Origin of the sequence: Clostridium neonatale (genome assembly GCF_001458595.1) — a bacterium.
GTDB lineage: Bacteria > Bacillota > Clostridia > Clostridiales > Clostridiaceae > Clostridium > Clostridium neonatale.
In genome coordinates this window covers 2,366,603-2,392,365 of the sequence record NZ_LN890328.1, presented here as the reverse complement: position 1 = coordinate 2,392,365, position 25,763 = coordinate 2,366,603, and the positions used below count along the sequence as shown (strand labels likewise).

At 28.8% G+C, this 25,763-nt stretch carries 23 protein-coding genes; 21 read left to right on the top strand and 2 right to left on the bottom strand.

Features of this window, described 5'->3' with window-relative positions:
- Positions 1-251 precede the first annotated feature (251 nt).
- Entirely contained in the window at positions 252-1,466 is a 1,215-nt protein-coding gene (gene dnaJ, locus BN2920_RS17705) for a molecular chaperone DnaJ (protein ID WP_058296295.1), read from the top strand.
- 81 nt (positions 1,467-1,547) lie between these two features.
- Here the strand turns inward: dnaJ and BN2920_RS17700 are convergent, their stop codons facing one another.
- Positions 1,548-1,967, bottom strand: coding sequence for a FlxA-like family protein (locus tag BN2920_RS17700; protein ID WP_058296294.1), 420 nt, complete (start codon positions 1,965-1,967; stop codon positions 1,548-1,550).
- 261 nt (positions 1,968-2,228) lie between these two features.
- On the opposite strand from BN2920_RS17700, the gene BN2920_RS17695 reads away from it, so the two are divergent.
- From BN2920_RS17695 to ppdK, 18 genes are all read left to right on the top strand, one after another.
- Positions 2,229-3,776 carry a nitrite/sulfite reductase gene (locus BN2920_RS17695; RefSeq protein ID WP_058296293.1) on the top strand — a complete coding sequence of 516 codons (1,548 nt, stop codon included), beginning with the start codon at positions 2,229-2,231 and terminating at the stop codon, positions 3,774-3,776.
- Between the two features lie 184 nt (positions 3,777-3,960).
- Positions 3,961-4,614 (top strand): tRNA (guanosine(46)-N7)-methyltransferase TrmB, encoded by a 654-nt coding sequence (trmB, locus tag BN2920_RS17690; RefSeq protein WP_058296292.1) that lies wholly within the window; start codon positions 3,961-3,963, stop codon positions 4,612-4,614.
- Between the two features lie 531 nt (positions 4,615-5,145).
- Positions 5,146-6,090, top strand: coding sequence for a 50S ribosomal protein L11 methyltransferase (prmA, locus tag BN2920_RS17685; protein ID WP_058296291.1), 945 nt, complete (start codon positions 5,146-5,148; stop codon positions 6,088-6,090).
- A 20-nt stretch (positions 6,091-6,110) separates the two neighbouring features.
- Positions 6,111-6,872, top strand: a complete 762-nt coding sequence (locus tag BN2920_RS17680) for a 16S rRNA (uracil(1498)-N(3))-methyltransferase (protein WP_058296290.1) — start codon at positions 6,111-6,113, stop codon at positions 6,870-6,872.
- Between the two features lie 6 nt (positions 6,873-6,878).
- Positions 6,879-8,252 (top strand): tRNA (N(6)-L-threonylcarbamoyladenosine(37)-C(2))-methylthiotransferase MtaB, encoded by a 1,374-nt coding sequence (gene mtaB / locus BN2920_RS17675; RefSeq protein ID WP_058296289.1) that lies wholly within the window; start codon positions 6,879-6,881, stop codon positions 8,250-8,252.
- A 387-nt stretch (positions 8,253-8,639) separates the two neighbouring features.
- Positions 8,640-8,984 (top strand): histidine triad nucleotide-binding protein, encoded by a 345-nt coding sequence (locus BN2920_RS17670; protein WP_058296288.1) that lies wholly within the window; start codon positions 8,640-8,642, stop codon positions 8,982-8,984.
- A gap of 137 nt (positions 8,985-9,121) precedes the next feature.
- On the top strand, positions 9,122-9,298 hold the full coding sequence (rpsU, locus tag BN2920_RS17665) for a 30S ribosomal protein S21 (RefSeq protein ID WP_008429643.1): 177 nt from the start codon (positions 9,122-9,124) through the stop codon (positions 9,296-9,298).
- A 29-nt stretch (positions 9,299-9,327) separates the two neighbouring features.
- A complete protein-coding gene (locus BN2920_RS17660) occupies positions 9,328-9,780 on the top strand; it encodes a GatB/YqeY domain-containing protein (RefSeq protein WP_058296287.1) in 453 nt (150 codons plus the stop codon).
- A 424-nt stretch (positions 9,781-10,204) separates the two neighbouring features.
- Positions 10,205-10,483, top strand: coding sequence for a sporulation protein YqfC (gene yqfC, locus BN2920_RS17655; RefSeq protein WP_058296286.1), 279 nt, complete (start codon positions 10,205-10,207; stop codon positions 10,481-10,483).
- A 5-nt stretch (positions 10,484-10,488) separates the two neighbouring features.
- Positions 10,489-11,619: a sporulation protein YqfD gene (gene yqfD / locus BN2920_RS17650; protein ID WP_058296285.1), complete on the top strand. Its 1,131-nt coding sequence runs from the start codon at positions 10,489-10,491 to the stop codon at positions 11,617-11,619.
- A 32-nt stretch (positions 11,620-11,651) separates the two neighbouring features.
- Positions 11,652-13,784, top strand: coding sequence for an HD family phosphohydrolase (locus BN2920_RS17645; protein WP_058296284.1), 2,133 nt, complete (start codon positions 11,652-11,654; stop codon positions 13,782-13,784).
- 5 nt (positions 13,785-13,789) lie between these two features.
- Positions 13,790-14,290, top strand: coding sequence for an rRNA maturation RNase YbeY (ybeY, locus tag BN2920_RS17640; RefSeq protein ID WP_058296283.1), 501 nt, complete (start codon positions 13,790-13,792; stop codon positions 14,288-14,290).
- A 119-nt stretch (positions 14,291-14,409) separates the two neighbouring features.
- On the top strand, positions 14,410-15,111 hold the full coding sequence (locus tag BN2920_RS17635) for a diacylglycerol kinase (RefSeq protein WP_058296282.1): 702 nt from the start codon (positions 14,410-14,412) through the stop codon (positions 15,109-15,111).
- Positions 15,112-15,589: 478 nt separating this feature from the next.
- Complete coding sequence (era, locus tag BN2920_RS17630; protein ID WP_058296281.1) at positions 15,590-16,480, top strand: GTPase Era; 891 nt, start codon at positions 15,590-15,592, stop codon at positions 16,478-16,480.
- Between the two features lie 2 nt (positions 16,481-16,482).
- Complete coding sequence (gene recO / locus BN2920_RS17625) at positions 16,483-17,232, top strand: DNA repair protein RecO (protein WP_058296280.1); 750 nt, start codon at positions 16,483-16,485, stop codon at positions 17,230-17,232.
- Positions 17,233-17,238: 6 nt separating this feature from the next.
- Positions 17,239-17,862, top strand: a complete 624-nt coding sequence (locus BN2920_RS17620; RefSeq protein WP_058296279.1) for a DUF4342 domain-containing protein — start codon at positions 17,239-17,241, stop codon at positions 17,860-17,862.
- Between the two features lie 201 nt (positions 17,863-18,063).
- The gene (ccpN, locus tag BN2920_RS17615) at positions 18,064-18,702 is read left to right on the top strand and encodes a transcriptional regulator CcpN (RefSeq protein ID WP_058296278.1); all 639 of its coding nucleotides are present in this window, start codon (positions 18,064-18,066) and stop codon (positions 18,700-18,702) included.
- Between the two features lie 94 nt (positions 18,703-18,796).
- Complete coding sequence (gene ppdK / locus BN2920_RS17610) at positions 18,797-21,424, top strand: pyruvate, phosphate dikinase (protein WP_058296946.1); 2,628 nt, start codon at positions 18,797-18,799, stop codon at positions 21,422-21,424.
- A 35-nt stretch (positions 21,425-21,459) separates the two neighbouring features.
- Here ppdK and BN2920_RS17605 read toward each other — a convergent pair whose 3' ends face one another.
- Positions 21,460-22,527, bottom strand: coding sequence for a CotS family spore coat protein (locus BN2920_RS17605; RefSeq protein WP_058296277.1), 1,068 nt, complete (start codon positions 22,525-22,527; stop codon positions 21,460-21,462).
- 211 nt (positions 22,528-22,738) lie between these two features.
- Here BN2920_RS17605 and BN2920_RS17600 point away from each other — a divergent pair, with 211 nt between their 5' ends.
- Together BN2920_RS17600 and dnaG are read left to right on the top strand one after the other, a co-directional pair.
- Complete coding sequence (locus BN2920_RS17600; protein ID WP_058296276.1) at positions 22,739-23,764, top strand: deoxyguanosinetriphosphate triphosphohydrolase; 1,026 nt, start codon at positions 22,739-22,741, stop codon at positions 23,762-23,764.
- A 210-nt stretch (positions 23,765-23,974) separates the two neighbouring features.
- Complete coding sequence (gene dnaG, locus BN2920_RS17595; protein WP_058296275.1) at positions 23,975-25,747, top strand: DNA primase; 1,773 nt, start codon at positions 23,975-23,977, stop codon at positions 25,745-25,747.
- The last annotated feature ends 16 nt before the right edge of the window (positions 25,748-25,763 follow it).

The window sequence follows — 25,763 nt, the reverse complement described above, 5'->3', positions numbered from 1 at the left end:
TAATAATCTATAAGGGAAGGCGATGCTTTAGTCTTCCCTTTTTATAAAGTATTGAATAATTAATTAATGAAAATATATTTTTATTAATTAATTTTTAATTGAGAAATATATAAAAGTTTAGTAAAATAAATTTGTTTAGGTAAAAAGCATAAAAAAGCTTTTTGATTTGAGTAGTTCGTATAGTTGTAGCCAATATAAAAAATATATATAATGGATACAATGTAAATAAAACTAGGTGGTGAATATAATAAATGGCAAGTAAAGACTATTATGAAGTTCTTGGAGTTGATAAAACTGCAAGTGACGATGAGATAAAAAGGGCCTTTAGAAAACTAGCTGTTAAATATCATCCAGATAGAAATCAAGGTGATAAAGAAGCAGAGGCTAAATTTAAAGAAATAAATGAAGCTTATCAGATTCTTTCAGATTCAGAGAAAAGAGCTAAATATGATCAATTTGGATCAGCTGCCTTTGATGGAACAGGTGGATTCAGCGGCGGTGGATTTAGTGGNAAAAGAGCTAAATATGATCAATTTGGATCAGCTGCCTTTGATGGAACAGGTGGATTCAGCGGCGGTGGATTTAGTGGTTTTGATGGATTTGACATGGGTGGATTTGGTGATATATTTGATTCATTCTTTGGCGGCGGTGGTGGAAGCTCAAGAAGAAGAAATGGTCCAGTAAGAGGAAATGATATTGAATATACTCTAAATTTAACTTTTGAAGAAGCTATCTTTGGTGTTGAAAAAGAAATAACAATAACTAGAAGTGAAAATTGTGATCATTGTCATGGATCAGGGGCAGAACCTGGAACAAATAAAAAAACATGTCCTACATGTAATGGAACAGGACAAATGAGAGTACAAAGACAAACTCCATTTGGAAATTTTGTATCACAATCTACATGTGATAAATGTAATGGTACAGGAGAAATAATTGATACTCCATGTAAAGAATGTAGAGGTAAAGGTAACGTAAGAAAATCTAGAAAGATAACAGTAAATATTCCAGCAGGTGTTGATACAGGAAATGTAATGCCTCTAAGAGGACAAGGAGAACATGGATTAAGAGGGGGAAGTGCAGGAGACTTATATGTAAGGATTAATGTCACTCCATCCAAAGTGTTTACTAGAAAAGGAAATGATGTTTATATAGATACTCATATATCTATGGCAAAAGCTGCTCTTGGAACAGAAATAACTGTTACTACTGTAGATGGTAATGTAAAATATACAGTTCCTGCTGGTACTCAATCTGGAACTATGTTTAGATTAAAAGGCAAGGGTATACCAAGAGTTAACTCATCAGGACGTGGAGATCAATATGTTAAAGTTATAGTTGATATTCCAAAATCATTAACAAAAGCTCAAGAAGAAGCACTTCGAGCATTTATGGTAGCTAGTGGTGAAGAACCAGATGCAGCTACAGGAACTCATAAGAAAAAATTGTTTGGAAAAAATAAATAGGAATGTATAAGAGCATTTATTAACTTAGAATAAATGCTCTTATTTTATAAATTATGTGCACTAATTGATACAAATAAAATATTAGTATATAGTGTAAGTATTATTCTTTTCTTTTTCTTGCTCAGATTTAATTTGCTCAATAACAGATTTATCACCAGAGCGATTAGCATCTATGAGTCTACTTAAATTTCCAGATACAACTACTCCACTTTTTTCACTATCAGAATTGTTTGGTGAATCTTTTGTTTGAGATTGCGATTCCTTTTCCTCAGTTTTTAACTTTGTTATTTGATTTTGAACTGATGAAATCTGTGATTGCAAAAGAGAAGTTTTTGTTGTTTTGGTATCTTCATCTAATGAAGAATCGCTTTGAACTTCTGATAAATCACTTTGTAATTCTTTTAATTGAGATTTTAGTTCTGATAGTTCGCTTGAGTTGTTATTGGTCTGTGTTGAAGAATAATTATTATTAGTACTATTTGTTATACTGTTTATTTGCATGACTTTCCATCTCCTTTATTGTTATATTCAAAAAATATATCGATGGAAAACTACAATAATTTACTAATTTTATAAAAAGTTAATTTAATTTATAATTACGTTATAAATTTTATGAAAAATTTATAAAAAGTTTTTGTAAAATTTATTAATAATTCGGAGTGTATCAAAAGATATAAGTATTTATGAATATTTTTGAGCGGATATCAGAATATTATTTATAGAATATATTTATCAAATCTAAATTGAGGGGAAGATTAACAAATGGATGATTTAAAAAAAGAATTATTAAAAGAAATCGAAGAGTTTAGAAAAGTTGGACATAAATTTTTAGAAAATGAAATTTCAATTATGGAATTTAAGAAAGTATCTGGCGGCATGGGAGTATATGCTCAAAGAAATAAAAATGGGTTTATGATAAGACTAAGAATTCCATCTGGTATAACAAGCAAGAAACAAATGAAGTGGATTTTAGATACAGCTAAAAAGTATGGATTGGAAAAGGTTCATTTAACAACAAGAGAAGCAATACAATTTCATGATTTAACAATAGATGAGGTTTGTGACCTTATGAAAGAAGCACTAGAAGAAAATATATACACAAGAGGCGCAGGTGGTAATTATCCAAGGAATGTTGCTATTTCTCCTCTAGCAGGTGTTGACAGATTTGAAGCATTTGATGTAACTCCATATGCATTAATAGTAAATAATCATTTTCTAAAAAAGATAACTTCATATAAACTACCAAGAAAGTTAAAGGTATCTTTTTCAAGCAGCAATATGGATTGTGGTCATTGTAATATTACAGATTTAGGGTTTTTAGCAACAATTAAAGATCATAAGAAATATTTTAAGGTATACTTGGGAGGCGGACTAGGTGCTAATCCTAAATTAAGTATAGAATACCCAAAGTTAATAGATCCAAGTGTAGTTTTATATCACGTTGAAGCAATGACTAAACTGTTTATTGAACAAGGAGACTATGAAAATAAACATAAAGCAAGAATAAGATATATTGTAGAGAGGATGGGAAAAGAAGAATTTCTAAAATGCTATCAAGAAAAGCTTGATGATGTGATGAAAGATGAAGATTTAACTTTAGATTTACATCCAATTGAAATTGATAAAGAAGGAAAGGAAACAGAAATAAATAATCAAAGATTATATGCTCAAAAACAAAATGGATTATATAGTGTATATTTTCATCCTTTTGGAGGGCAATTACACTTAAAAGATTTAGAAGATATATTAGATTGTATTGAAGATATGAAGCAAGTGGAATTACGCCTTACAATGACAGAAGGAATATATATAAGAAACTTAAATGGTGATGAAGCTGGAAAGGTTCTAGATATTACAGAAGGTCGTGGGGGAGAAACACATCTAGAACAAAGTGTATCATGTATAGGAGTACCTACTTGTCAAATTGGTATCTGTGAAAGTCAAAAGACCCTATTTAATATATTAGAATATTTTAGAGAAAAAAGTTATAAAAAAGATGTTCTTCCAAGGGTTCATTTGTCAGGTTGCATGAATTCGTGCGGTATTCATGAAGCTTCGATGATAGGATTTGCTGGAAGTCGTAAAAGAATTGATGGTGAACTTAAAGATGTATTTGAACTTCATATTAATGGATCATTTGAAGAGGGGAATGCAAGATTAGGGAAAGTCTATGGAAGTATTTTAAGTGAAAAAATTCCGGAATTCTTATACGAACTTGCAATAAAGGTGGAAGAAAAAAATGTTAATTTTGAAGAGTTTGTAGATAAATATGAAAATGAGTTAAAGGACCTAGTAAAAATATATTCATAGTAAAGAATAATATATTAGCCACAGTAAAGTTTACGATATTAATATGTTTAAACTTTATTGTGGCTTATTTAGATTAAAAAATATATATATTTATATGAATTATAGAGTAAAAGCAACAAAAAATTGCAATATATTTTTATATATGTATAATTATTATGAATGATAAATAATGGAGTGAATAACTATGAGAATGAGAAAAAAACCATGGGCGAGACCTGAATTAGAGGCTTGTAGCTTTTTTGTTATAAATCCTAAAGAAAATAAAGGGAAATGGAGAGAAACTTTTGAAAAAGATCAGCCTATATATTTAGAATTAGGATGTGGAAAAGGAACGTTTATGGCTGTACATGGTTCAGAAAATCCAAATATAAATTATATGGCAATTGATATAAAAGATGAAGTATTAGGACTGGCGAAGAGAAATATTGTTAAAGCATATGAAGAAAAAAATATGCCGCTTACCAATATTAAATTAATGGCACAAGAAATAAGCCTCATAAGCAACATATTTGATGAAAATGATGTTATAGATAGAATCTATATAAATTTTTGCAATCCTTGGCCAAGAGAAAAGCATAAAAAGAGAAGATTAACTCACACTAGGCAGTTAAATCAATATAGAACTTTTTTGCGTGATAATGGAGAAATTTATTTTAAAACTGATGATGATGAATTATTTGAAGAATCTCTTGAATATTTTAAGGAAAGTAAGTTTACAATTAAATATATAACTTATGATTTACATAATAGTGATTTTATAGGTAATGTTGAAACTGAACATGAAAAGATGTTTACTGAAAAAGGAATAAGGACAAAGTTTTTAATTGCAGTTAAGTGAGAACCAAAATTGGCATATAAAACTTGGTGAGGAACGAGTTTAGTGGTATAGCCCTTCTACGAACGAATGTGAGTAGAAATTTCCGAATATATTTGGCTGATCGAACTTACTCCTATGAACGGATGTGAATAGTGAGTTTCCTTTAAAATGTGAATAACTAGAAGTTACGACAACTAAAAGTAAAGAAGTGACACAGGTTAAATAAAAAAATTATTGTGTAATTATTTTAAGAATGAAAAAATGCCCAGAATATAAGAATATAAGAATATAAGAATATAAGAATATAAGAATATAAGAATATGCTTATATTATGGAGATTAGATGTAATTAAAAAAAGGAAACACCTAATCATATACATTCATAGGTGTAAGTGATTCGCACAAAATGCAAGATTTGGGCTCTCTGCTTAAGGAAACATTTTCATCAGTAGATGAAGATGGGTTATAATGCTTGGCTTGTACCACATCAAGCATTATATGGCAATGAAGAAGATAAAAAATTTATAATAAGTAAAGAAGGGAAGATTATATAATGGACGGAATATGGATAGAAGTTAGTGTAATAACAAAGAGTGAGGCTTTAGAACCAATATCAGGTATTTTCTATGGATTAGGATGCCCTAATGTTGCAATAGAAGATCCAGAAGATTTGCTATCTAGAGATCAGGGACCATTAACATGGGATTTTGCAGATATAAATATATTAGAGCATAAAGGTAACGCAGCAGTGGTTAAAGCTTATTTTTCACAAGATGATAAGGTAGATGAAATTGTTGAGTATACTAAGGAAAAACTTGAAGAAATAAAATCAATGGGAATAGATATTGGTGAAGGTATAGTTGAAGCAAAAACAATGCATGAAGAAGATTGGGCCAACAATTGGAAGAAGTACTATAAGCCAGTTAAAATTACAGATAAAATTGTAATTAAGCCAATATGGGAAGAATATGAGGCGAATGAAAAAGATTTAGTAATAGAATTAGATCCAGGTATGGCTTTTGGAACAGGTACTCATGAAACAACAAGAATGTGTATTCAAGCTTTAGATAAATATGTTAAACCAGATACAACTGTATTCGATGTTGGATGTGGATCAGGAATTCTTGCAATAGCAGCAGCAAAGCTTGGTGCAAAACATGTTATAGGTGTTGATTTAGATCCTGTAGCTGTTGATTCTTCAAAAGAAAATATAAGCTTTAATAATTTAGATAATATAGAAGTTTTAGAAGGTAATTTATTAGATGTAGTAAATGGAAAAGCAGATGTTGTTGTTGCAAATATAATTGCTGAAATTATATGCGTATTAACTGAAGATGTTAAGAAAGCACTTAATGATGGAGGATTATTCATAACATCAGGAATAATCCATGATAGAGTTGAAATGGTAACAAATAAATTAAATGAATGTGGATTTGAAGTAATTGAAATAAATAAAGATGGTGAATGGAATTGCATAGTTGCAAAATGTATTAAATAAATGTTTTAAAGGAGAAGATTATGCATAAATTTTTTACAGAGCCATGTAATATTACAACAAGTGAAGGAAAAATATTAGGTGATGATGTTAAACATATATACAAAGTTTTAAGATTAGATGAAGGTGAAAAAATAATCCTAAATAATTGTGAAGGTATTGAATATTTATGTGAAATAGACAGCATTACTAAATCTGAAGTCATTGTAAAAATAATAGAAAAATTAGATAAAAACAATGAAAGCAGTATAAGAATTCATTTGTTTCAAGGTCTTCCTAAAGGACAAAAGATGGATTTAATAGTTCAAAAAGGAACTGAACTTGGAGTTTTTGAATTTATTCCTACTATTACTTCAAGAGTTGATGTAAAACTTAAAGGTGAGTTTAAAAAACTTGATAGATTAAATAGAATAGCATTGGAGGCCTGCAAACAGTCTAAAAGAAGCATAATACCGAAAGTAAAAGAAGTAGTTGACTTTGATGAAGCAATAGATGAATTAAAAGATATGGATTTATTTCTAGTAGCATATGAGAATGCAGAGAATTATGGGATAAGAAGCCTCATAAATGAATTTGAAGAGAATAATATAAAGCTAGAAGATATAGTTGACATTGGTATATTAATAGGTCCTGAAGGCGGATTCGAAGAAGAGGAAATAGAACTACTAAGAGAAAAAGGTGCTAAGATTATAACACTTGGAAATAGAATACTTAGAACTGAAACAGCAGGATTTACGTTAGCAGCATTATTGCAATATGAATTAGGAGACTTAGGAGGGATTTAGATTAATATGGTAGAAAGCCAAATTAAGATAGTTCAAGAAAAAAATGAAGAAGAACTAAAGAAAAATAGAAAACCTAGTGTGGCTTTTGCAACATTAGGATGTAGAGTAAATCATTACGAAACGGAAGCAATGACAGAAAAATTCCTTAGGGAAGGATATGAAATAACTGAATTTGATAATTTCGCAGATGTTTATGTAATCAATACATGCTCAGTAACAAATATGAGTGACAAGAAATCTAGACAAATAATAGGAAGAGCTAGAAGGAAAAATGAAAATGCTGTTATTGCAGCAGTGGGATGTTATTCACAAGTATCTCCAGATGAAGTTTCTAAAATAGATGGAGTTGACGTTGTTCTTGGTACTAGAAACAAAGGTGATGTTGTTTATTATGTAAATAAGGCTAAAGATGAAGGCAAGATGCAGGTGGCTGTTGGGGAAGTTCTTAAGAATAAAACTTTCGAGGAGCTTAACATAGAAGAATATCAAGATAAGACTAGAGCATTCTTAAAGATACAAGACGGCTGCAATAGATTTTGTACATATTGCTTAATACCATATACAAGAGGAAGAACTTGCTCAAAAGATCCAGATAAGGTTTTAGAAGAAATAAAAAGACTAGAAGAACACGGGTTTAAAGAAATTATATTATCTGGAATTCATACAGCGTCTTATGGTGTAGATTTAGAAGGAGATGTAACTCTTATAAGTCTTCTTCAAGAAATTGAAAAATTAGATGGAATTGAAAGAGTAAGAATAGGATCTATTGAGCCAAGTTTCTTTACAGGTGAAGTTATTGAAAAAATGAGGCATATGAAAAAATTATGTCCACAATTCCATTTATCACTTCAAAGTGGATGTGATGAAACTTTAAAAAGAATGAATAGAAGATATACAGCTAAAGAATATGAAGAAGCTGTTTATAAAATAAGAGAAAATCTTAAAGATGCATCAATAACAACAGATGTTATTGTAGGGTTTCCAGGAGAAACGGATGAAGAGTTTAATGAAACATATAAATTTTTAGAAAGAATAAAACTAACTAAAACACACATATTTAAATTTAGTCCAAGAAAGGGTACTAAGGCTGAAAACATGCCTAACCAGGTTGATGGGACAATTAAAGAAAATCGAAGTAAGGCATTAATTGAACTTAATAATAAAAATGAAGGTGAATTTAGTGAATCTTTAGTTAGAAGAGAAATGGATGTTTTAGTTGAAAAAGAACTCAATGAAAAGCCTGGATATTTTGAAGGCTATACTAGGAATTATGTTAGAGTTGTATTTGAAAGTGAAAAAAGTGATATAATTGGAAAAATAGTTAAATGTAAGATAGAAGAAGCAAATGGTGATTATGTAAGTGGTAAGATTTTGTCATAATTAATATGTTTATAACAAAATCTTTTGTAAGGTAGATATATAAATAAGAAAGTATTTTATAAATGAAACAACATAAAATCTAAGTTATATTGTTTTGAAATGTAGAAATTTAACATATATATTGGTATAATAAATAGTAGTACATTTAATAAAAAATATGAAGTATCTACAAAATATAATGTTAAAACAAGTAAATATTAATTTAGATAAAAGATAAATCAGATGGTAGGCAAGATAAATTTAGTAATACAATTCATACATTCATTAAAAAGTAAATGATCTTACTTAAATTTTGAAATGTATATTTTGAATGCTGAATTTATAAAAATAAATTATGAATTGCCATGGGTATCCTAAAGGACATGGATTGATTAAGGGGGTGAGAGCATGGATGAATGTATTTTTTGTAAAATAATAAAAGGTGAAATACCAAGTAAAAAACTATATGAAGATGATAAAGTAATAGCTTTTCATGATATAAATCCTGAAGCACCTATTCATTTTTTAGTTGTGCCCAAAGAACATATAGAAAGTGTTAATGCACTAAATGAAGAAAATTCAGATATAATAGCACATATATTTAAAGTTATAAATAAGTTAGTTAAAGAAGAAAAAATAGCTGATTCAGGTTATAGAATTATTAATAATTGTGGTAGAGATGGTGGTCAGACTGTAAATCATATTCATTTCCACGTACTTGGTGGAAAAACTTTACCTATGAAATTGACTTAAACTGTCTCCGTTTCTAGATATAAGCTTTTGATTTTTTTACTTAATTCTTGACATAGTTTATTTAAATATTGTATAATATATCATGTGTTATTAAGCCCATAGCTGATTAATTTTAGCTAGCGGAGGGAGGGATATCAATGTCAGAAATTAAAGTTGGAGAAAATGAAACACTTGAAAGTGCGTTAAGAAGATTTAAAAGAAAATGTGCTAGAGCTGGAGTTCTTTCAGAAGTTAGAAAGAGAGAACATTACGAAAAGCCAAGCGTTAAGAAGAAGAAGAAATCAGAAGCTGCTAGAAAGAGAAAGTTCAAGTAGAATTATTTCTTTTGAAAGAGGGTACGGATATGCCAACAATTAAAGAACAATTACAAAATGATTGGAAAACTGCTTTAAAGACTAAAGATAAGTTCACAGCTAATGTACTTAGCACAGCTAAGGCTGCGGTATTATTAGTTGAAAAGACTGAGAACAAAGTACTTGCAGACGATGATGTTATTAGTATATTAGCAAAAGAAATCAAACAAAGAAGAGAAGCTTTGGCTGATTTCGAAAAAGGGAACAGAGAAGATCTAGTTGAGCAAAATAAGGCTGAAATAGAAATCCTTTTAAAATACCTTCCTCAGCAGTTAAGCGAAGAAGAAATAAAACAAATAGTAAAAGAGTCAGCTGAAGAAGTGGGTGCAAATAACATTAAAGACATGGGAAAAGTTATGGCAGTAGTTAGACCTAAAGTTTTAGGTAAAGCAGATGGCAAACTTGTTAGTCAAATTGTTAAAGAATATTTAAATAATAAATAATAAAAGAACTCAAGTATACTTGAGTTCTTTTATTATTTAAAAAGAGTCGCTATAAAGCGGCTCTTTTTTATTCTTTAGGAAATTATATTCACGGACAATCTGTGGATAGGTTATTTAAAAAAATATTGCACTAAACTAAATGCACAGCTCCTAAAGAATAAAAAATAAATTATATGCGCCTGGCCTTTTCTTCGGCAAGCTCAGAAAATCCAGAATGCGCTGAAAAAAAATCGACGGCTAAAGGATTTTATTGAATTTAAATTATTATATTCTATTGGATTTATATTTTATAGGGGATTATATCATAGTCGCCTTGGCGATTTTTTTATTCAAAGTAATAACATAAAAGGTGGTATTTATAGCATTAATTTTGATTATATATCATAAATTAAAAATGAATAACTTTATTATGGAGGAGAAAATTATGGAGGAGAAATTTCAAAAGGGTAGAGAGAAGATTTTGAGTAAACTTGATTTTCCTAGTGATATTACTTTAGACCTACCTAAAATAATAGTAACTGGAGATAAAGAGATAACAATTGAAAATCATAAAGGAATATTATCTTTTGAAAGTGATCAGATTAAAATAAATTCTAGAATTGGTAGTATAGCTATAAATGGAAAAGATTTTGAAATATTGTTTATTGGAGATACCACAATGACTATAAGCGGAATATTTAAAGGTATTTCATATGAGAGGTAGAAAAAATGAGTTTAGAAAAATTAAAGTCTGGGAAAATAACAATAGAAATAAGTGCTTTATCAATAGAAAAAATATTGAATGCGTTATGGAAAAATAATATTCAAACTTCAAATGTTACTAGGAGGAATTTAACAACGATTAGATGTTCGATAATGTATTCAGAATATAAACAAGCTGTAAATGTAGTAAAAAAGTTAAAGGGAAAAATAAAAGTTATTGGAATAAATGGGGTAATAGTATTTATATTACAAATAAAAAGGAGGCTTTCTTTAGCTGTTGGGTTTGTGGTATTTTTCATATTATTATATTTGTTATCTAATAATATCTGGGCAATAGATATTGAAACACAAAATAACTTAACTCCGTTTGAGGTTCGAAAAGAATTAACATCAATAGGAATAACTCCGGGAATAAAGAAAGCTAATATTAACGTTTACGATATAGAAAGGAAAATGGAAGATTTAGATGATCAAATAATGTGGATTCGAGTAAGAATTGAAGGATCAACTCTTAGAGTTGTTATAAAAGAAAAAATAAACCCGCCTTTAACTGAAAAAGAACTTCCTAATGAAGTTTTAGCTAAGATGGATGGGGAAATTAAAAGAGTGTTTACAGTTTCAGGAAATTCTGCTGTTGTACCTGGAGATATAGTAAAAAAAGGCGATGTATTGATTTTGCAGAAGGAAGGAAGAGAGGGGTTTGAAAAAGAGGTTAAACCTAGTGGAACTGTAATAGCTAATACCTTCTATGATAAGTTTATGGAAGTCCAAATAAGTGGTGAAAAATTAAAACGAACTGGAAATAAGGATAGTGACATCTATATAAATATTTGTAACAAAAAAATTTACTTAAAAAAGGCTATAAATGATTTTGAATATTATGATAAAATAGAAGAAAGGAAAGGACTGTTAAATAAAGTTGTATATTTTGAAAAGAAAGGCGAACAAATAAATTTAGATAAAGATACAGTTATAAATGAATGTGCTTTAAATCTACAAAAATCGTTAGAAAAAAGCTTGAGTAAGGATGCTAAAATTATAGACAAAAAAATAGAAGAAGACGACTTAGGTAATGGCAAAATAATAGTTAAAATTACGTTTACTGTAGAGCAAGATATAGCAGAAAAAGTATGGTAATTGCTTTATTATGAGATGAGAAGGTGATATACATGAAGGATGGACAGAATAAAAATAATAGTGTACAACATAATAATATAAAGATTAGGAGAATAGTGTTATTTTTTGTAGTATACATGATAGCATATATATTACTTATTAGTACTGTAACGCCTAAGCAATATAATTTAAAAGAAGGGGATATACCAAGAGTCGATATCAAGGCAACCAGGGATATTGTTGATGAAAAGTCAACTCTTGAAAAAGAAAATCAGGCTATTGAAAAAGTTGGAAAACAATACACATTAAGAGGAGAAGTTAAAAGTGATGCAGAGAACAATATAAAAATATTGTTTGATAAATTAAATGAAAGTGTTTCATCAGTTGGAGAGAAAAATGATGAAGAAGATTCAAATGATAAAGAAAGTGATAATTTAAAAACTCAATATGAGAAAATCGCAGAGCTTAAAAAAGTTATAAATGTTACTTTAACACAAAATGAATATAAAGCTTTATTAGATATTTCAAAAGAAAATCTGGATAGTTTACAAAAAAATATTCTTAACATAATAAATACGGCATATGAAAAAAACTTAGAAGAAAATGATGAAGAATCACTTAAAGAAGCTAGAGAAAATGCAACGAAGGATGTAAAAGTTTTGGGATTAAGTGAGGAGTTATCAAATGCTTTTTCAGCAATTGTAAGTAATGAGATAAATCCAAATTTCTTTTATGATGTAGATAAAACAGAAGAAAAAATTAAAGAAGCGCAAAAGAATGTATCTAAGGTTATAATAAAGCAAAATCAAATAATAGTAAAAGAGGGGGAACCTGTAACAGCTGAACAGCTTCAATTATTATCAGACTTAGGAATGCTTGATGATGAAAATGCTAAAGTATATTCATATGTTTATCTTGTAGTAGGAGTATTTTTAGCTACAATAATGTTTTTACAATTTATATATATAAAATCTAATTACGTAGCTGTATATAAAGATACTAAAAAGTTAGCTTTAATAAGTTTAATTAATATAATGTCATTAGTATTTGCACGCGCACTAGGTTTTGTATCGCCTCTCTTAATGCCGTTTGCATGTGCACCTATGCTTATATCGTTGCTAATAAATTATAAGATATCACTTGTTGTTAGTTCATTAAATATGATTCTCATAAGTGCATTAAATGGATTTGATATTCAAGTAATGATGATAGGAATTGTAAGTTCAATATTAGCTTCTACTTTACTTAAAAGAATGCAGCAAAGAAATGAATTGTTATATACGACTGTATATATTGCAATTGTAAGTGCAATAATTACAGTAACTACAGGAATGCTGATATCAAGTGATTTCATGGATGTATTCATTAAAACCGGTATATCATTTATAGGCGGTATATTATCAGGTGTATTTGCAATGGGAATATTACCATTCTTAGAAAGTACATTTAATGAAGTTACAGTACTTAAGTTATTGGAACTATCTAATCCAAACTCACCATTACTAAAAAAACTGTTGATGGAAGCACCGGGAACATATCATCATAGTATTTTGGTTGCTAATTTAGCAGAACTCGCCGCAGAAGAAGTGGGAGCTAATGCTGTAATAGCAAGGGTTGGAGCATATTATCATGATGTTGGAAAAACAGAAAGACCGTATTTCTTTGGTGAAAATTTAATGGGGATGGAAAATCCCCATAATAAGATATCACCTAATTTAAGTGCATCAGTTATAATTTCTCATGTAAAGGATGGATTAGAACTTGCAAGAAAACATAATTTACCGAGAGTTATTCAAGAAATTATTGCACAACATCATGGGAATACTTTGGTAAAATATTTTTATTATACAATGAAAAATAATTCTGATAATTTAGAGGATATAAAAGAAGATGATTACAGGTATCCTGGACCAATACCAAGTTCAAAAGAAGCTGGAATAGTAATGCTTGCAGATAGCACTGAAGCAGCTGTAAGATCAATAAAAGAACCAAATAAAGAAAAAGTTGATGAAATGATAAACAATATAATTAATGATAAATTAGCAACAGGCCAATTAAACAATTGTGAATTGACATTAAAAGACTTAGATAAGATAAGAAAATGCTTTATGTCAAGTTTAAATGGAATGTATCATGAAAGGGTAGAGTATCCTAAAGAAAAGAAAAAGGAAGACAATAAGGAGTAATAAATATGATTTATGTGGATGACAGGCAGACAAAGATAAATGTGGATAAAGAATTAATTGATCAATTAACTTATGTTATAGAATTCGCATTGAAAGAAGAAGAAGTAAGTGTGAAATGTGAAGTTTCATTATTATTTGTAGATAATGATGAGATAAAAGAAATCAATAATGAAACTAGAAATATTGATAAGGAAACAGATGTTTTATCATTTCCTATGCTAGAATACTCAGAAAATAAAGTGTTTAAAGAACAATATAAAGATCATGAATTTTTGCCTAGTGACTTAGATGGAGAAGAACTTGTACTTGGAGATATTGTTCTTTCGTTAGAAAAGGCCTTAGAGCAAAGTAAGGAATATAATCATTCTTTTGAAAGAGAAGCATCATACTTAGTTGTACATTCGGTACTTCATTTGCTTGGATATGATCATATGAAAGATGATGAGAAAATCATTATGAGAAAAAGAGAAGAAGAAATATTAGGAAAGTTAAATATATTAAGATAATTTATTAATTCTTGAACTATTTAATATGAATAATAAAGTATAGGATTTAATAATAATAAAATTATAATAATTTATATTTTATAAGTCTATGTGTTTCTTTATAAAAGGGGCTGTAATTGATGAAAATAAAAAAAACATTGGATAGTTTCAATAATGCCATAAATGGAATTATTGATACAGTAAGAACAGAGAGAAATATGAGAATACATTTAATTGCTACTTTGGGAGTACTAATAGCCTGTTTTTGTTTTGATATAAGCAAAGTTGAGTTTTTAATACTAACAGTTACTATATCAATGGTAATAGCAGCTGAATTAGTTAACACGGCTATAGAAGCAACTATAGATATGACAACTAATTATTATCATCCATTAGCAAAGGTAGCAAAAAATGCAGCAGCAGGAGCTGTTCTTATAACAGCAATTAATGCATTGGTAGTAGGATACGTTATATTTTGGGATAAGGTATCAAATCTTTCGTATAATTTAATAAATAAAGTTAAAAATTCAGAGCCGTATACCATGCTTATAGTGTTATTTATAGTATGTATAGCAACTATAATAGTTAAGGCAATCTTTGGAGAAGGAACACCTTTAAAGGGTGGTATGCCTAGTGGTCATAGTGCTTTGGGATTTTCTATAGCAACTGCAATATCATTAATAACAGAAGAACCAATATGTATACTTCTTAGTTTTTTATTAGCCTTTATTACAGCTCAAAGCAGAGTTGATTCTGAAGTTCATAGTATACTTGAGGTTGTTGTTGGGGCAATATTTGGAACATTATTAACACTTATTATTTTTACTGTATTTAGACTTTAGATAGTTTAGAATTGAAAGTGAACAGTTGACAATCAAGGAGAAAAAATCTTACAGATTTTTTTGAAATGTAGTATTGCATGAAAAATTGTTATACAATTTTTAGCTGTTTTTTTACTATCTTTAATTTTTTAGATTTTATAAATAAGATCTATGTTTTTAACTTTATGATAGATACAGTTAAAATATGAAATTAAAAGCCTAATTAGAACTAAAATAAATAAAAAAGGCACTTGACATGAATAAAGGCAAAAGTACAATGGTCTGTCAACTGTCAACTGTCAACTGTCAACTGTCAACTGTCAACTGTCAACTGTCAACTGTCAACTGTCAACTGTCAACTGTGGATTGTTAATTAAAGAACTTAGTGATATACTATTTATACATTTAGAGTATAATATTTAATACGAAATATCTTTTTAAGTATTTTAACAATAGAGGAAGGCTTAATTACTACTTAAGCAGAACATAAGGAGGAAATATGTTTAAATCAGGTTTTGTTACAATAGTTGGAAGACCTAATGTGGGAAAATCAACTTTACTAAACTATATAATGGGAGAAAAATTATCGATAGTTTCAAATAAACCGCAAACAACTAGAAATAATATACAAACAATTTTAACAGAAGACGATTTTCAAATGATATTTGTTGACACGCCGGGAATACATAAGCCTAAACACAAATTAGGTGAGTATATGGTAAATGCAGCAAAAGAATCAACAAAGGATGTTGATTTAGTATTATTTTTAACAAATCCATGCGATGAAATAGGAAAAGGAGATAAATTTATTTTAGAAAGTTTAAAAGATAAAAAATGTCCAGTATTTCTTGTTTTAAATAAAGTGGATGAAAGCACTCAAGATAGAGTTGCAAAAACATTACAAATGTTTAGCGATGAGTTTCCTTTTGCTGAAATAATACCTATTTCAGCAATAAAGGGAAAGAATGTAGATACATTAATTAATTTAATGAAGAATGCCATACCTGAAGGGCCTAAATATTATCCAGATGATATGATAACAGATGTTCAAGAAAAATTTGTTGTATCAGAAATAATAAGAGAAAAAGCGTTAAGAACTCTTAGAGATGAAGTTCCACATGGAATAGCTGTAGATATAATTCAAATGAAACAAAATGAAAAAGGAACATATCATATTGAAGTTGATTTGATTTGTGAAAAGAATTCACATAAGGGAATAATAATAGGAAAGAATGGACAGTGCCTTAAAAAGATTGGTGAAACTGCAAGGTATGAATTGGAGAGATTCTTAAGATCAAAAGTTAATTTAAAGATTTGGGTTAAAGTTAGAAAAGAGTGGAGAGATAATCAAAATCTATTAAAAGAACTTGGATATAAAAAGAATAAATAACAATGGGAAATCAAACATTATTTACAACAAGAGCTGTCGTAATAAAAACTCAAGACTTTAAAGAAAATGATAAATTAGTTTGGTTTTACACTGAAAATATGGGTAAAATCACAGCTGTTGTTAGAGGCGCTAAAAAGAGTAAAAGCAAATTTTTATCATTAACATTACCTTTATGCTATGGGGAATATTTAATGTATAAAGGAAAGAATTTATATACTCTTCAAGAAGGAAGAATCTTAAATTCATTTCAAGGACTTTTAGATAATTTAGATAAGCTTACTTATTCATCATATTTATGTGAATTAGTTGATATAGCATGTTCAGATGAAGAATCTAATGAGTATATCTTTAAGGATTTTGTAACTACCTTATATCTATTAAATACAGATGCATTAGATTATGAATTGCTTGTTAGAGCATTTGAAATAAAACTTTTAAGATATACTGGATACAATATAAATCTAGATAGTTGTAGCGTATGTGGTAAAAAAATAAGTACATCAAATTATATAAATTTATCTAATTATGGGGGCGTTTGTGATGAATGTCCTAAAGAAAATGGTACTTATATATCAAAAGGTGGATATAATGCTTTGAGGTTTCTAAAAAATATGCATATAAGCAAATTATATAGATTAAATTTAAATTCTGAAATAAAGAATGAGATAGAAAGAGTAACAACTTTTTTGATATCGAATAATTATTCTAAAAAACCAAAGAGTTTAGAAATGCTAAAATATATTAAGGAGTGATGAATTATGGAAAATATAACTCTAGAAAAAGTTGATATGGTCAAGGATAGAACAAATGTTACTTATGAAGAAGCTAAAGAAGCATTAGAATTTTGTAATGGTGATGTATTAGAGGCCCTAATATATATAGAAAAAAATCAACCCAAAATAGTGGATGAAGATAATAGTGAAAACGAAGAAAATAATAAGAGTTCAGTTTCTGTAGATGAATTAAAAGCCTATATAAAAGAATTGATTGATAAAGGCAATGTTACAAGAATAAAAATAAAAAAAGATGAAAAAGAATTAGCAGACATTCCAGTGAATGCAGGGGTTGCAGCAACAGTTATAGGAATTATAATACCACCAATACTTGCTGCCGCTTTAATTGCTGCCATAGCAACTAAGATAACAATAGAGATCACAAAAGAAGACGGTACTGTTGAGGTTGTTAATAAATATGTTTCTAAAGTGGCTAGTGACGTTAAAGAGAAGGCTAGTGATATAGCAGGAAAAGTAAAAAATAAAGTTAATGAAGTTAAAAAGGAAAATCCTATATTTACTGATGAAAATAAAGAGAAAATTTATACAGGCGGTGAAACAATATATAGTTACACTGTAAAATTTGATGAAGAAGATTCTGACAAGTAAGAGCTTAATATGTATTAATTTGGATAAAAATGAGATTAAAGTTAAAATGAAATAAGTATAAAAGAAATGTTTGGCGAATTTATTTGATTTTTCTGAAAATTTAGTCTAGTAAAAATGAAATAAAATGGTATAATTAGATTGTATCAAGAAATATATGGATAAAAGCTAAATATTTCTTTTGCTTATAGAAAGAGGTATGATATGAATTTATCATCTAGACAAGAGGAAATTATAAGTTTAGTAAAAGAAAATCAACCAATAACTAGTGAAGCTTTAGCTGAAAGATTGGGTGTAACTAGAGCAGCCCTTAGGGCTGATTTAGCTGTTTTAACTATGATAGGTACGTTAGCAGCAAGACCTAAGGTTGGATATGTATACCTAGGAGAATCATCAGCAGGATTGGTTTATGAATACATAAGTAAAATTAAGGTTTCAGAAATAATGTCTAAACCGATTACTGTAAGTGAAGATACAATGGTATATGATGCAATCGTATTCTTATTTTTAAATGATGTAGGAACTTTATTTGTAGAAAATAATGGAGTACTTACTGGTGCAGTTTCAAGAAAAGACTTTCTTAAAATTTCGATAGGTGGAACAGATATTCACAAAGTACCAGTAGGAGTAATAATGACAAGAATGCCGAATATAATTTGTGCCAATGAAAATGACAATGCTTATGATTTGGCTAAAAAGATTATTGAACATGAGATTGATAGCATTCCTGTAGTTAAGAGTTATATGAATAATGAGGGTAAAAATATAATACAAATAATAGGTAAGGTTTCTAAAACTAATATAACAAAATTATTTGTTAAGCTTGGAGAAGTTAATAAATAATTTTAAATTATATGGGTAACTACGATACAAATTGTTATCGATAGTATATATAAAAATGGTGAGAAATTTAATGAAGAAGAGAGGGAGTATTGAAATGACAAAAAAGTACGTTTATCTATTTAGTGAAGGAAATGCTTCAATGAAGAATTTGCTTGGAGGTAAAGGCGCAAATTTAGCTGAGATGACAAATCTTGGAATACCGGTTCCGGGAGGATTTACAGTTAGTACTGAAGCATGTAATAAGTATTATGAAGATGGAAAACTTATTTCTAATGAGATAATTGAACAAATTTATGAATGTCTAGGAAAGCTTGAGGAAGAAACAGGAAAGAAATTTGGAGATAATCAAAATCCATTGCTAGTTTCAGTTAGATCAGGAGCTAGAGTATCAATGCCAGGTATGATGGATACAATTTTAAATTTAGGATTAAATGATATTGCAGTTGAAGCTTTAGCTAGTCTTACAAATAATCCAAGATTTGCTTATGATTCATATAGAAGATTTATTCAAATGTTTTCAGATGTTGTTATGGGTATTGAAAAAAGATTATTTGAAAATAAAATAGATGAATTAAAAGAAGAAAAAGGCATAGAATTTGATACGGATTTAACAGCAGATGATTTAAAAGATTTAGTAGTTAGTTTTAAAGAAATTTATAAGAAAGAAAAAGGCGAAGAATTTCCATCAGATCCAAGGGTTCAATTAATAGAATCGGTAACTGCTGTATTTAGATCATGGGACAATCCAAGAGCTATAGTATATAGAAGATTAAATGATATACCAGGTGAATGGGGAACAGCTGTAAATGTTCAGCAAATGGTATTTGGTAATAAAGGAGATACATCAGGTACAGGGGTTGTATTTTCAAGAAACCCAGCAACAGGAGAAAAAGCTATATATGGTGAGTATTTAATGAATGCACAAGGTGAAGACGTTGTTGCTGGTATTAGAACACCACTTCCAATATCTAAATTACAAGAACAAGCTCCTAAGATATATGAGCAATTTGAAGCAATTGTTGATAAATTAGAAAATCACTATAAAGATATGCAAGATATGGAGATAACAATAGAAGAAGGAAAATTATACTTCTTACAAACAAGAAATGGTAAAAGAACAGCACAAGCAGCACTTAAGATTGCAGTTGATTTAGTTGAAGAAGGTATGCTTACAAAAGAACAAGCAATATTGAAGGTTGAACCTAAACAGTTAGATTCATTATTGCATCCAGCTTTCTATACTGAAGATTTAAAGAAAGCTAATCCAATCGCAAAAGGACTTCCAGCATCACCAGGAGCAGCATGTGGTAAGATTGCATTCAGTGCTGATGAAGCTAAGGAAAGAGCAGCACTTGGAGAAGATGTAGTTCTTGTAAGACTTGAAACTTCACCAGAAGATATAGAAGGTATGATTGCAGCAAAAGGTATACTTACAGTAAGAGGAGGTATGACATCTCATGCAGCAGTTGTTGCTAGAGGAATGGGAACTTGCTGTGTAGCTGGTTGTGGAAGCTTAAAAGTTGATGAAGAAAAGAGAATAGTCGAAGTAGATGGAAAAGTTTATACTGCTGATGACTATATTTCAATAGATGGAGCAACAGGTAATGTATATGGCGAAAAGATTAAAACTGTTGCACCAGAAATAACAGGACATTTTGCAACATTTATGGCATGGGCAGACGAAATAAGAAGTTTAAAAGTTAGAGCTAATGCTGATAGTCCAAGAGATGCTAAACAAGCTGTTGAATTTGGAGCAGAAGGTATAGGCCTTTGTAGAACAGAGCATATGTTCTTTGCAGAAGATAGAATAATGGCTGTTAGACAAATGATTATATCAAAAGATGTTGAACAAAGAAAAGCTGCATTAGATAAAATACTTCCAATGCAAAGGGAAGACTTTGTAGGAATATATGAAGCACTTGAAGGAAAACCAGTAACTATTAGATTACTAGATCCACCATTACATGAATTCTTACCAAACACAGATGTAGATATTAAGGCATTAGCATCTGAAATGGGTGTTACTTTTGATGAGTTAAAGGCTACAGTTCAAAGCTTACACGAATTCAATCCTATGATGGGACATAGAGGATGTCGTCTTGCAGTCTCATATCCAGAAATAGCAGAAATGCAGGCGAGAGCAATTATAGAAGCAGCTATAGAAGTTAATCAAAGCAAGGGCTATAATATAGTGCCTGAAATAATGATTCCTCTTGTTGGTGAAATTAAAGAATTGAAATATGTAAAAGATGTAATTGTAAATACAGTTAAAGAAGTTATGTCAGAAAAAGGTGTAACTTTAAATTATAAAGTAGGCACAATGATAGAAATTCCAAGAGCTGCATTAACAGCTGACGAGATTGCTAAAGAAGCAGAATTCTTCTCATTTGGAACAAATGATTTAACTCAAATGACATTTGGATTCTCAAGAGATGATGCTGCTAAGTTCTTAAATGCATATTATGATAAGAAAATTTACGAACAAGATCCATTTGGAAAGCTAGATCAAACTGGTGTAGGATCATTAGTTAAGATAGCAGTAGAAAAAGGAAAGTCTACTCGTCCAGACATCCATTTAGGAATATGTGGAGAGCATGGCGGAGATCCTTCATCAATTGAATTCTGCCATAATATAGGACTTAATTATGTATCATGTTCACCATTTAGAGTGCCACTTGCAAGACTTGCAGCAGCACAAGCACAAGTAAAAAATCCAAGATAGTTAATATAAAAAAACCTGTCATATGACAGGTTTTTTTATATTAAAGAGATATTAAACTCATTCTCAACTTTGTTTATTACTTCTAAAGCAAATTTATATTGATTTTTGCTTTTTAAAGTTGCAGTTGATAATAATCTTTTGAAAGCTAATTTATTACATCGTTTAATATTTCTGTAGTAATCTCTGGAAATTTTCCAGTATTTCTGAGGAAAGCAAATATATGATACTATATATTTTAAATCTGAAGATGAAAGTGATTTTATTGAAGTATAATCTTTTAAAATAGATATTGCTAAATCAGAATCCCAATTTGTATTTTCTCTTTTAAGTATTCTTCTCATAAAATATGATAAATCACGTGCACAATAATCTTCTTTACATTTATCAAAATCAATTATCCATACATTATTGGAATCAGTAAAAATAATATTTTTATTTACATAATCACCATGACATAGAGCAGTTGATAAAAGCTCTTTATCTATATTTCTAGACAGATATAAAGATATCTTTGCCAGCTTAATATTAACATCAAAGTTATCTAAAAAGTCTTTTGAAAAACTATCTTTATATTTAAATGCATCATTAGAGGATTTAAGTAAATCTTGAAAATGCTTTAGAGTAGATATGTAATAATCATCAAAACCAATTTTTGAGGAATTATTGTTTATAGGATAAAAATTTTTAGATACTGAATGAATATTTGCTAACGTTTTTATCGAAAGGCTAACGTGATTGTTATTATCAAAGCTACATTTTTCACCTTCAATCCAAGGGGTTAAAATGAATAACATATTATCATGTGATATAAATCTACCATTATTAACAGTAGGTAATAGTTTGGGTACATTTATATTATTTTGATAAAGCCACTCAATAGCAGAATATACATATAATAAATCATTTTTATTATAATAGACTTTTTTTAAACAGTAGTTTTTTTCATCGTTAGTTATTTTGTAGACGGCTCTTTGTTTATCGCTATCTTTAAATTTAACCATTGAAACTTTTGCATTTTTTAAGTTGTAAAATGGTAGAACTTTTTGCTTAATAATTTCAGGTGATAAATTATAATTTGATGAAGGCGGAACTTCATTATTCATATGCAATCTCCTTTGCAAATTATCATTTTAAGAAAAATCTTCATTATTAATAATATTAAGAATATGGTAGTAATATACATAAAGAATTAAATAAAAGAATAAAAAATTATTATGTGAATATTATTTCTAAATTATTGCAAATAATAAGTAGTGGTAATAAATAAAGGAATATGGTGATAAATATAGAATATATAATTAGAGGTGATTATATATGGGCGTGAAAGAAAAAATTCAAGAATTTGAAAGCTTGACACTTATAAAAGAGGCAGCATTTTCTAAGAATTCATTGGGAAGAGAAAAAGAAGAGAAAGAAGATGATATTAGAACATGTTACATGATTGATAGGGATAGAATTATTCAAAGTAAATCTTTTAGACGTTTAAAGCATAAAACACAAGTATATATTAAAACCCAAGGCGATCACTATAGAACTAGACTTACACATACACTTGAAGTATCACAAGTAGCAAGAACAATTGGAGTGGGAATTGGATTAAATGAAAATTTGATTGAAGCAATAGCATTAGGTCATGATTTAGGCCATGTAGCTTTTGCACATAATGGTGAAGAAGTTTTAAATAAATATTTAAAAGGTGGATTCAGACATAATGAGCAGAGTGTTAGAGTAGTGACTAGACTAGAAAATGAAGGGAAAGGCCTTAATTTGACGAAAGAAGTTATTAATGGAATATTACATCATAGTGGTCTTGGAACAACAAAAGATATAATAACATTAGAAGGTATTGTAGTTAAATTTAGTGATAAGATGGCATATCTAAATCATGATATAGATGATTCTATAAGAGCTGGACTTTTAAGTAAAGATGATATACCAAAAGAAATAGTCAAAGTTTTAGGGGATAGTTCAGATGAAAGACTCAGAACATTAATATACGATTTTATAAATAATTCAAATAAAAATCTTGAAAATGGTATTAAGGCTATAGGGTTAAGTAATGAAATAAATGAAGCAATGAATGAATTAAGAGGATATATGTTTAAAAATATATATTTAGGAGAAACATTAAAGAATGAAAGGAAAAAAGCAAAATTTGTATTAAATGAGCTTATAGAGTATTTTACTAAAAATCCAAGTGAAATGCCGGAAATATATATGAATATAGTGAATGAGGAAGGATTAGAGCGAGGTGTTGCCGATTATATAGCAGGGATGAGTGATGATTATTGTTTACTATTGTTTAATAAACTTTTTGTTCCTAAATTAGTTATAGATTAGAGGAGTGTTGTTTTAAAATCAAAAATGAAAAGAGGAGTTTTAACTAAAAGAAAGAATTATTATTATTAATGATAATATTAAATAACTTATTATTTACTTACATACGCCATTTAAAATTAATATTTATAAGTAAATAAGAAGGAATAATTGATAAAATGTCGAATATTAAATAATTGTTGAAAAAAACAGTGGAGGAGGGAGGAATACTCCTTGCAAATACCACAAGAACTAATTGAAAAAATAAAAGAGCAGAATGATATAGTTGAAATAATATCAGAAGATATAAGATTAAAGAAAAGTGGGCGAAACTATATCGGATTATGTCCGTTTCATAATGACAAAAGTCCATCATTTACTGTTTCTCAAGATAAGCAGATATATAAATGTTTTTCATGTGGAGAGGCAGGAAATGTATTGACATTTATTATGAAATATAAAAAGTTAAATTTTTTAGAGGCAGCAAAGTATTTGGCGGATAAAGCTAGTATTACACTTAATATGGGAAGTAAGGAAAATAGTGCTGTATCAAAAAAAAAGCAACTAATGTATAAAATTAATGTGGATAGTGCTAGGTATTTTTTTGCTAATTTACAAAAAAACAAATACTCAAAAGATTACTTTTTGAACAGAGGTATAAAAGAAGAAACAATAAAACGCTTTGGATTAGGATATTCATTAGATAACTGGCATGCTCTAATGAATTATTTAAAAAAAAGGGGATATAAAGAAGAAATACTTTTAGAGGCAGGGTTAATCTTAAGGAGTGAAAAAAAAGGAAATTTATATGATAGATTTAGAAATAGAGTAATGTTTCCTGTATTTGATGTGAAAGGAAATGTAATTGGGTTTGGTGGTAGAGTTTTGGATGATTCTAAACCTAAGTATTTGAATTCACCTGAAACAATTATTTTCCAAAAAGGAATTAATCTCTATGGATTGAATTTTGCTATAAAAAATAATCTTAAAGAAGATTTCATAATAATAGTAGAAGGCTATATGGATTTAATAGCATTACATCAGGCTGGTATAACAAATGTAGTAGCATCACTTGGTACAGCTCTTACAGTAAATCAGGCACGCCTTTTAAAGAGATATGTTAGCAAAGTTATAATATCATATGATGCTGATGTTGCAGGACAGACAGCAACTCTAAGAGGGCTTGAAATCTTAAAAAACGCTGGATTTGAAATAAAAGTTCTTACAGTTCCACAAGGTAAAGATCCAGATGAGTTCGTAAGAAATAATGGTAAAGAAGCATTTTTAAGATTGATTGATGAAGCATTACCATTGATTGAGTACAGAATAAAGAAAGCATCTCAAGGAGTAAATTTTAAAGATGGAAATGAACTCATAACTTTTGGAGAAAAATTTGCTGAGATTTTGGCAAGTGTAAATCCTATAGAAAAAGATGTGTATATTAAAAAGATTTCAGAAGAGACATCTATTAAAGAACAGGCATTATATGACTTACTTTCACAGGTAATGTCAAAAAATCAAAAAGAAAATGACTTTTTGAATAAAAAGGGATATTTTGGAACAAAATTATATGTAGAACCTGCATATTTAAAAGCAGAAAGAGCATTACTTAAACTTATGATAGATTATGAATTTTATGATGAAATAGTTGATAACTTAGATGAAAATAATTTTATATTGGATTCACATAATAAGATATATTCATTAATAATAGAAGCTAAAAAGAACAATACTAATAATATCTCTTCTTATATAGAGAGTAGATGTGATGATATTGAAAGCTCTAAAGAATATACAAAGATAAAAGAAGAAAATATATTAAATTTAGGTAATTCTGATAAACAAATCAAAGATTACATAGAGCAAATCAAAAGTTTTAAATTGAAAATTCAAATTGATGATTTGAAAAAGAAACAAAGTGAATTAGAAAAAAAAGGGAACATTGAGGAATCTATAGAGATTGCGATGGAATTAATTAGATTGTCCAAACAACTTAAAGTAAAATGATGAGGTTAATAGGTTG

What these genes read in the sequence shown, in the direction of transcription:
- BN2920_RS17700 (WP_058296294.1), bottom strand. Translation starts at nt 1,967, where the DNA reads ATGCAAATAAACAGTATAACAAATAGTACTAATAATAATTATTCTTCA.
- BN2920_RS17695 (WP_058296293.1), top strand. Translation starts at nt 2,229, where the DNA reads ATGGATGATTTAAAAAAAGAATTATTAAAAGAAATCGAAGAGTTTAGA.
- trmB (WP_058296292.1), top strand. Translation starts at nt 3,961, where the DNA reads ATGAGAATGAGAAAAAAACCATGGGCGAGACCTGAATTAGAGGCTTGT.
- prmA (WP_058296291.1), top strand. Translation starts at nt 5,146, where the DNA reads ATGGACGGAATATGGATAGAAGTTAGTGTAATAACAAAGAGTGAGGCT.
- BN2920_RS17680 (WP_058296290.1), top strand. Translation starts at nt 6,111, where the DNA reads ATGCATAAATTTTTTACAGAGCCATGTAATATTACAACAAGTGAAGGA.
- mtaB (WP_058296289.1), top strand. Translation starts at nt 6,879, where the DNA reads ATGGTAGAAAGCCAAATTAAGATAGTTCAAGAAAAAAATGAAGAAGAA.
- BN2920_RS17670 (WP_058296288.1), top strand. Translation starts at nt 8,640, where the DNA reads ATGGATGAATGTATTTTTTGTAAAATAATAAAAGGTGAAATACCAAGT.
- rpsU (WP_008429643.1), top strand. Translation starts at nt 9,122, where the DNA reads ATGTCAGAAATTAAAGTTGGAGAAAATGAAACACTTGAAAGTGCGTTA.
- BN2920_RS17660 (WP_058296287.1), top strand. Translation starts at nt 9,328, where the DNA reads ATGCCAACAATTAAAGAACAATTACAAAATGATTGGAAAACTGCTTTA.
- yqfC (WP_058296286.1), top strand. Translation starts at nt 10,205, where the DNA reads ATGGAGGAGAAATTTCAAAAGGGTAGAGAGAAGATTTTGAGTAAACTT.
- yqfD (WP_058296285.1), top strand. Translation starts at nt 10,489, where the DNA reads ATGAGTTTAGAAAAATTAAAGTCTGGGAAAATAACAATAGAAATAAGT.
- BN2920_RS17645 (WP_058296284.1), top strand. Translation starts at nt 11,652, where the DNA reads ATGAAGGATGGACAGAATAAAAATAATAGTGTACAACATAATAATATA.
- ybeY (WP_058296283.1), top strand. Translation starts at nt 13,790, where the DNA reads ATGATTTATGTGGATGACAGGCAGACAAAGATAAATGTGGATAAAGAA.
- BN2920_RS17635 (WP_058296282.1), top strand. Translation starts at nt 14,410, where the DNA reads ATGAAAATAAAAAAAACATTGGATAGTTTCAATAATGCCATAAATGGA.
- era (WP_058296281.1), top strand. Translation starts at nt 15,590, where the DNA reads ATGTTTAAATCAGGTTTTGTTACAATAGTTGGAAGACCTAATGTGGGA.
- recO (WP_058296280.1), top strand. Translation starts at nt 16,483, where the DNA reads ATGGGAAATCAAACATTATTTACAACAAGAGCTGTCGTAATAAAAACT.
- BN2920_RS17620 (WP_058296279.1), top strand. Translation starts at nt 17,239, where the DNA reads ATGGAAAATATAACTCTAGAAAAAGTTGATATGGTCAAGGATAGAACA.
- ccpN (WP_058296278.1), top strand. Translation starts at nt 18,064, where the DNA reads ATGAATTTATCATCTAGACAAGAGGAAATTATAAGTTTAGTAAAAGAA.
- ppdK (WP_058296946.1), top strand. Translation starts at nt 18,797, where the DNA reads ATGACAAAAAAGTACGTTTATCTATTTAGTGAAGGAAATGCTTCAATG.
- BN2920_RS17605 (WP_058296277.1), bottom strand. Translation starts at nt 22,527, where the DNA reads ATGAATAATGAAGTTCCGCCTTCATCAAATTATAATTTATCACCTGAA.
- BN2920_RS17600 (WP_058296276.1), top strand. Translation starts at nt 22,739, where the DNA reads ATGGGCGTGAAAGAAAAAATTCAAGAATTTGAAAGCTTGACACTTATA.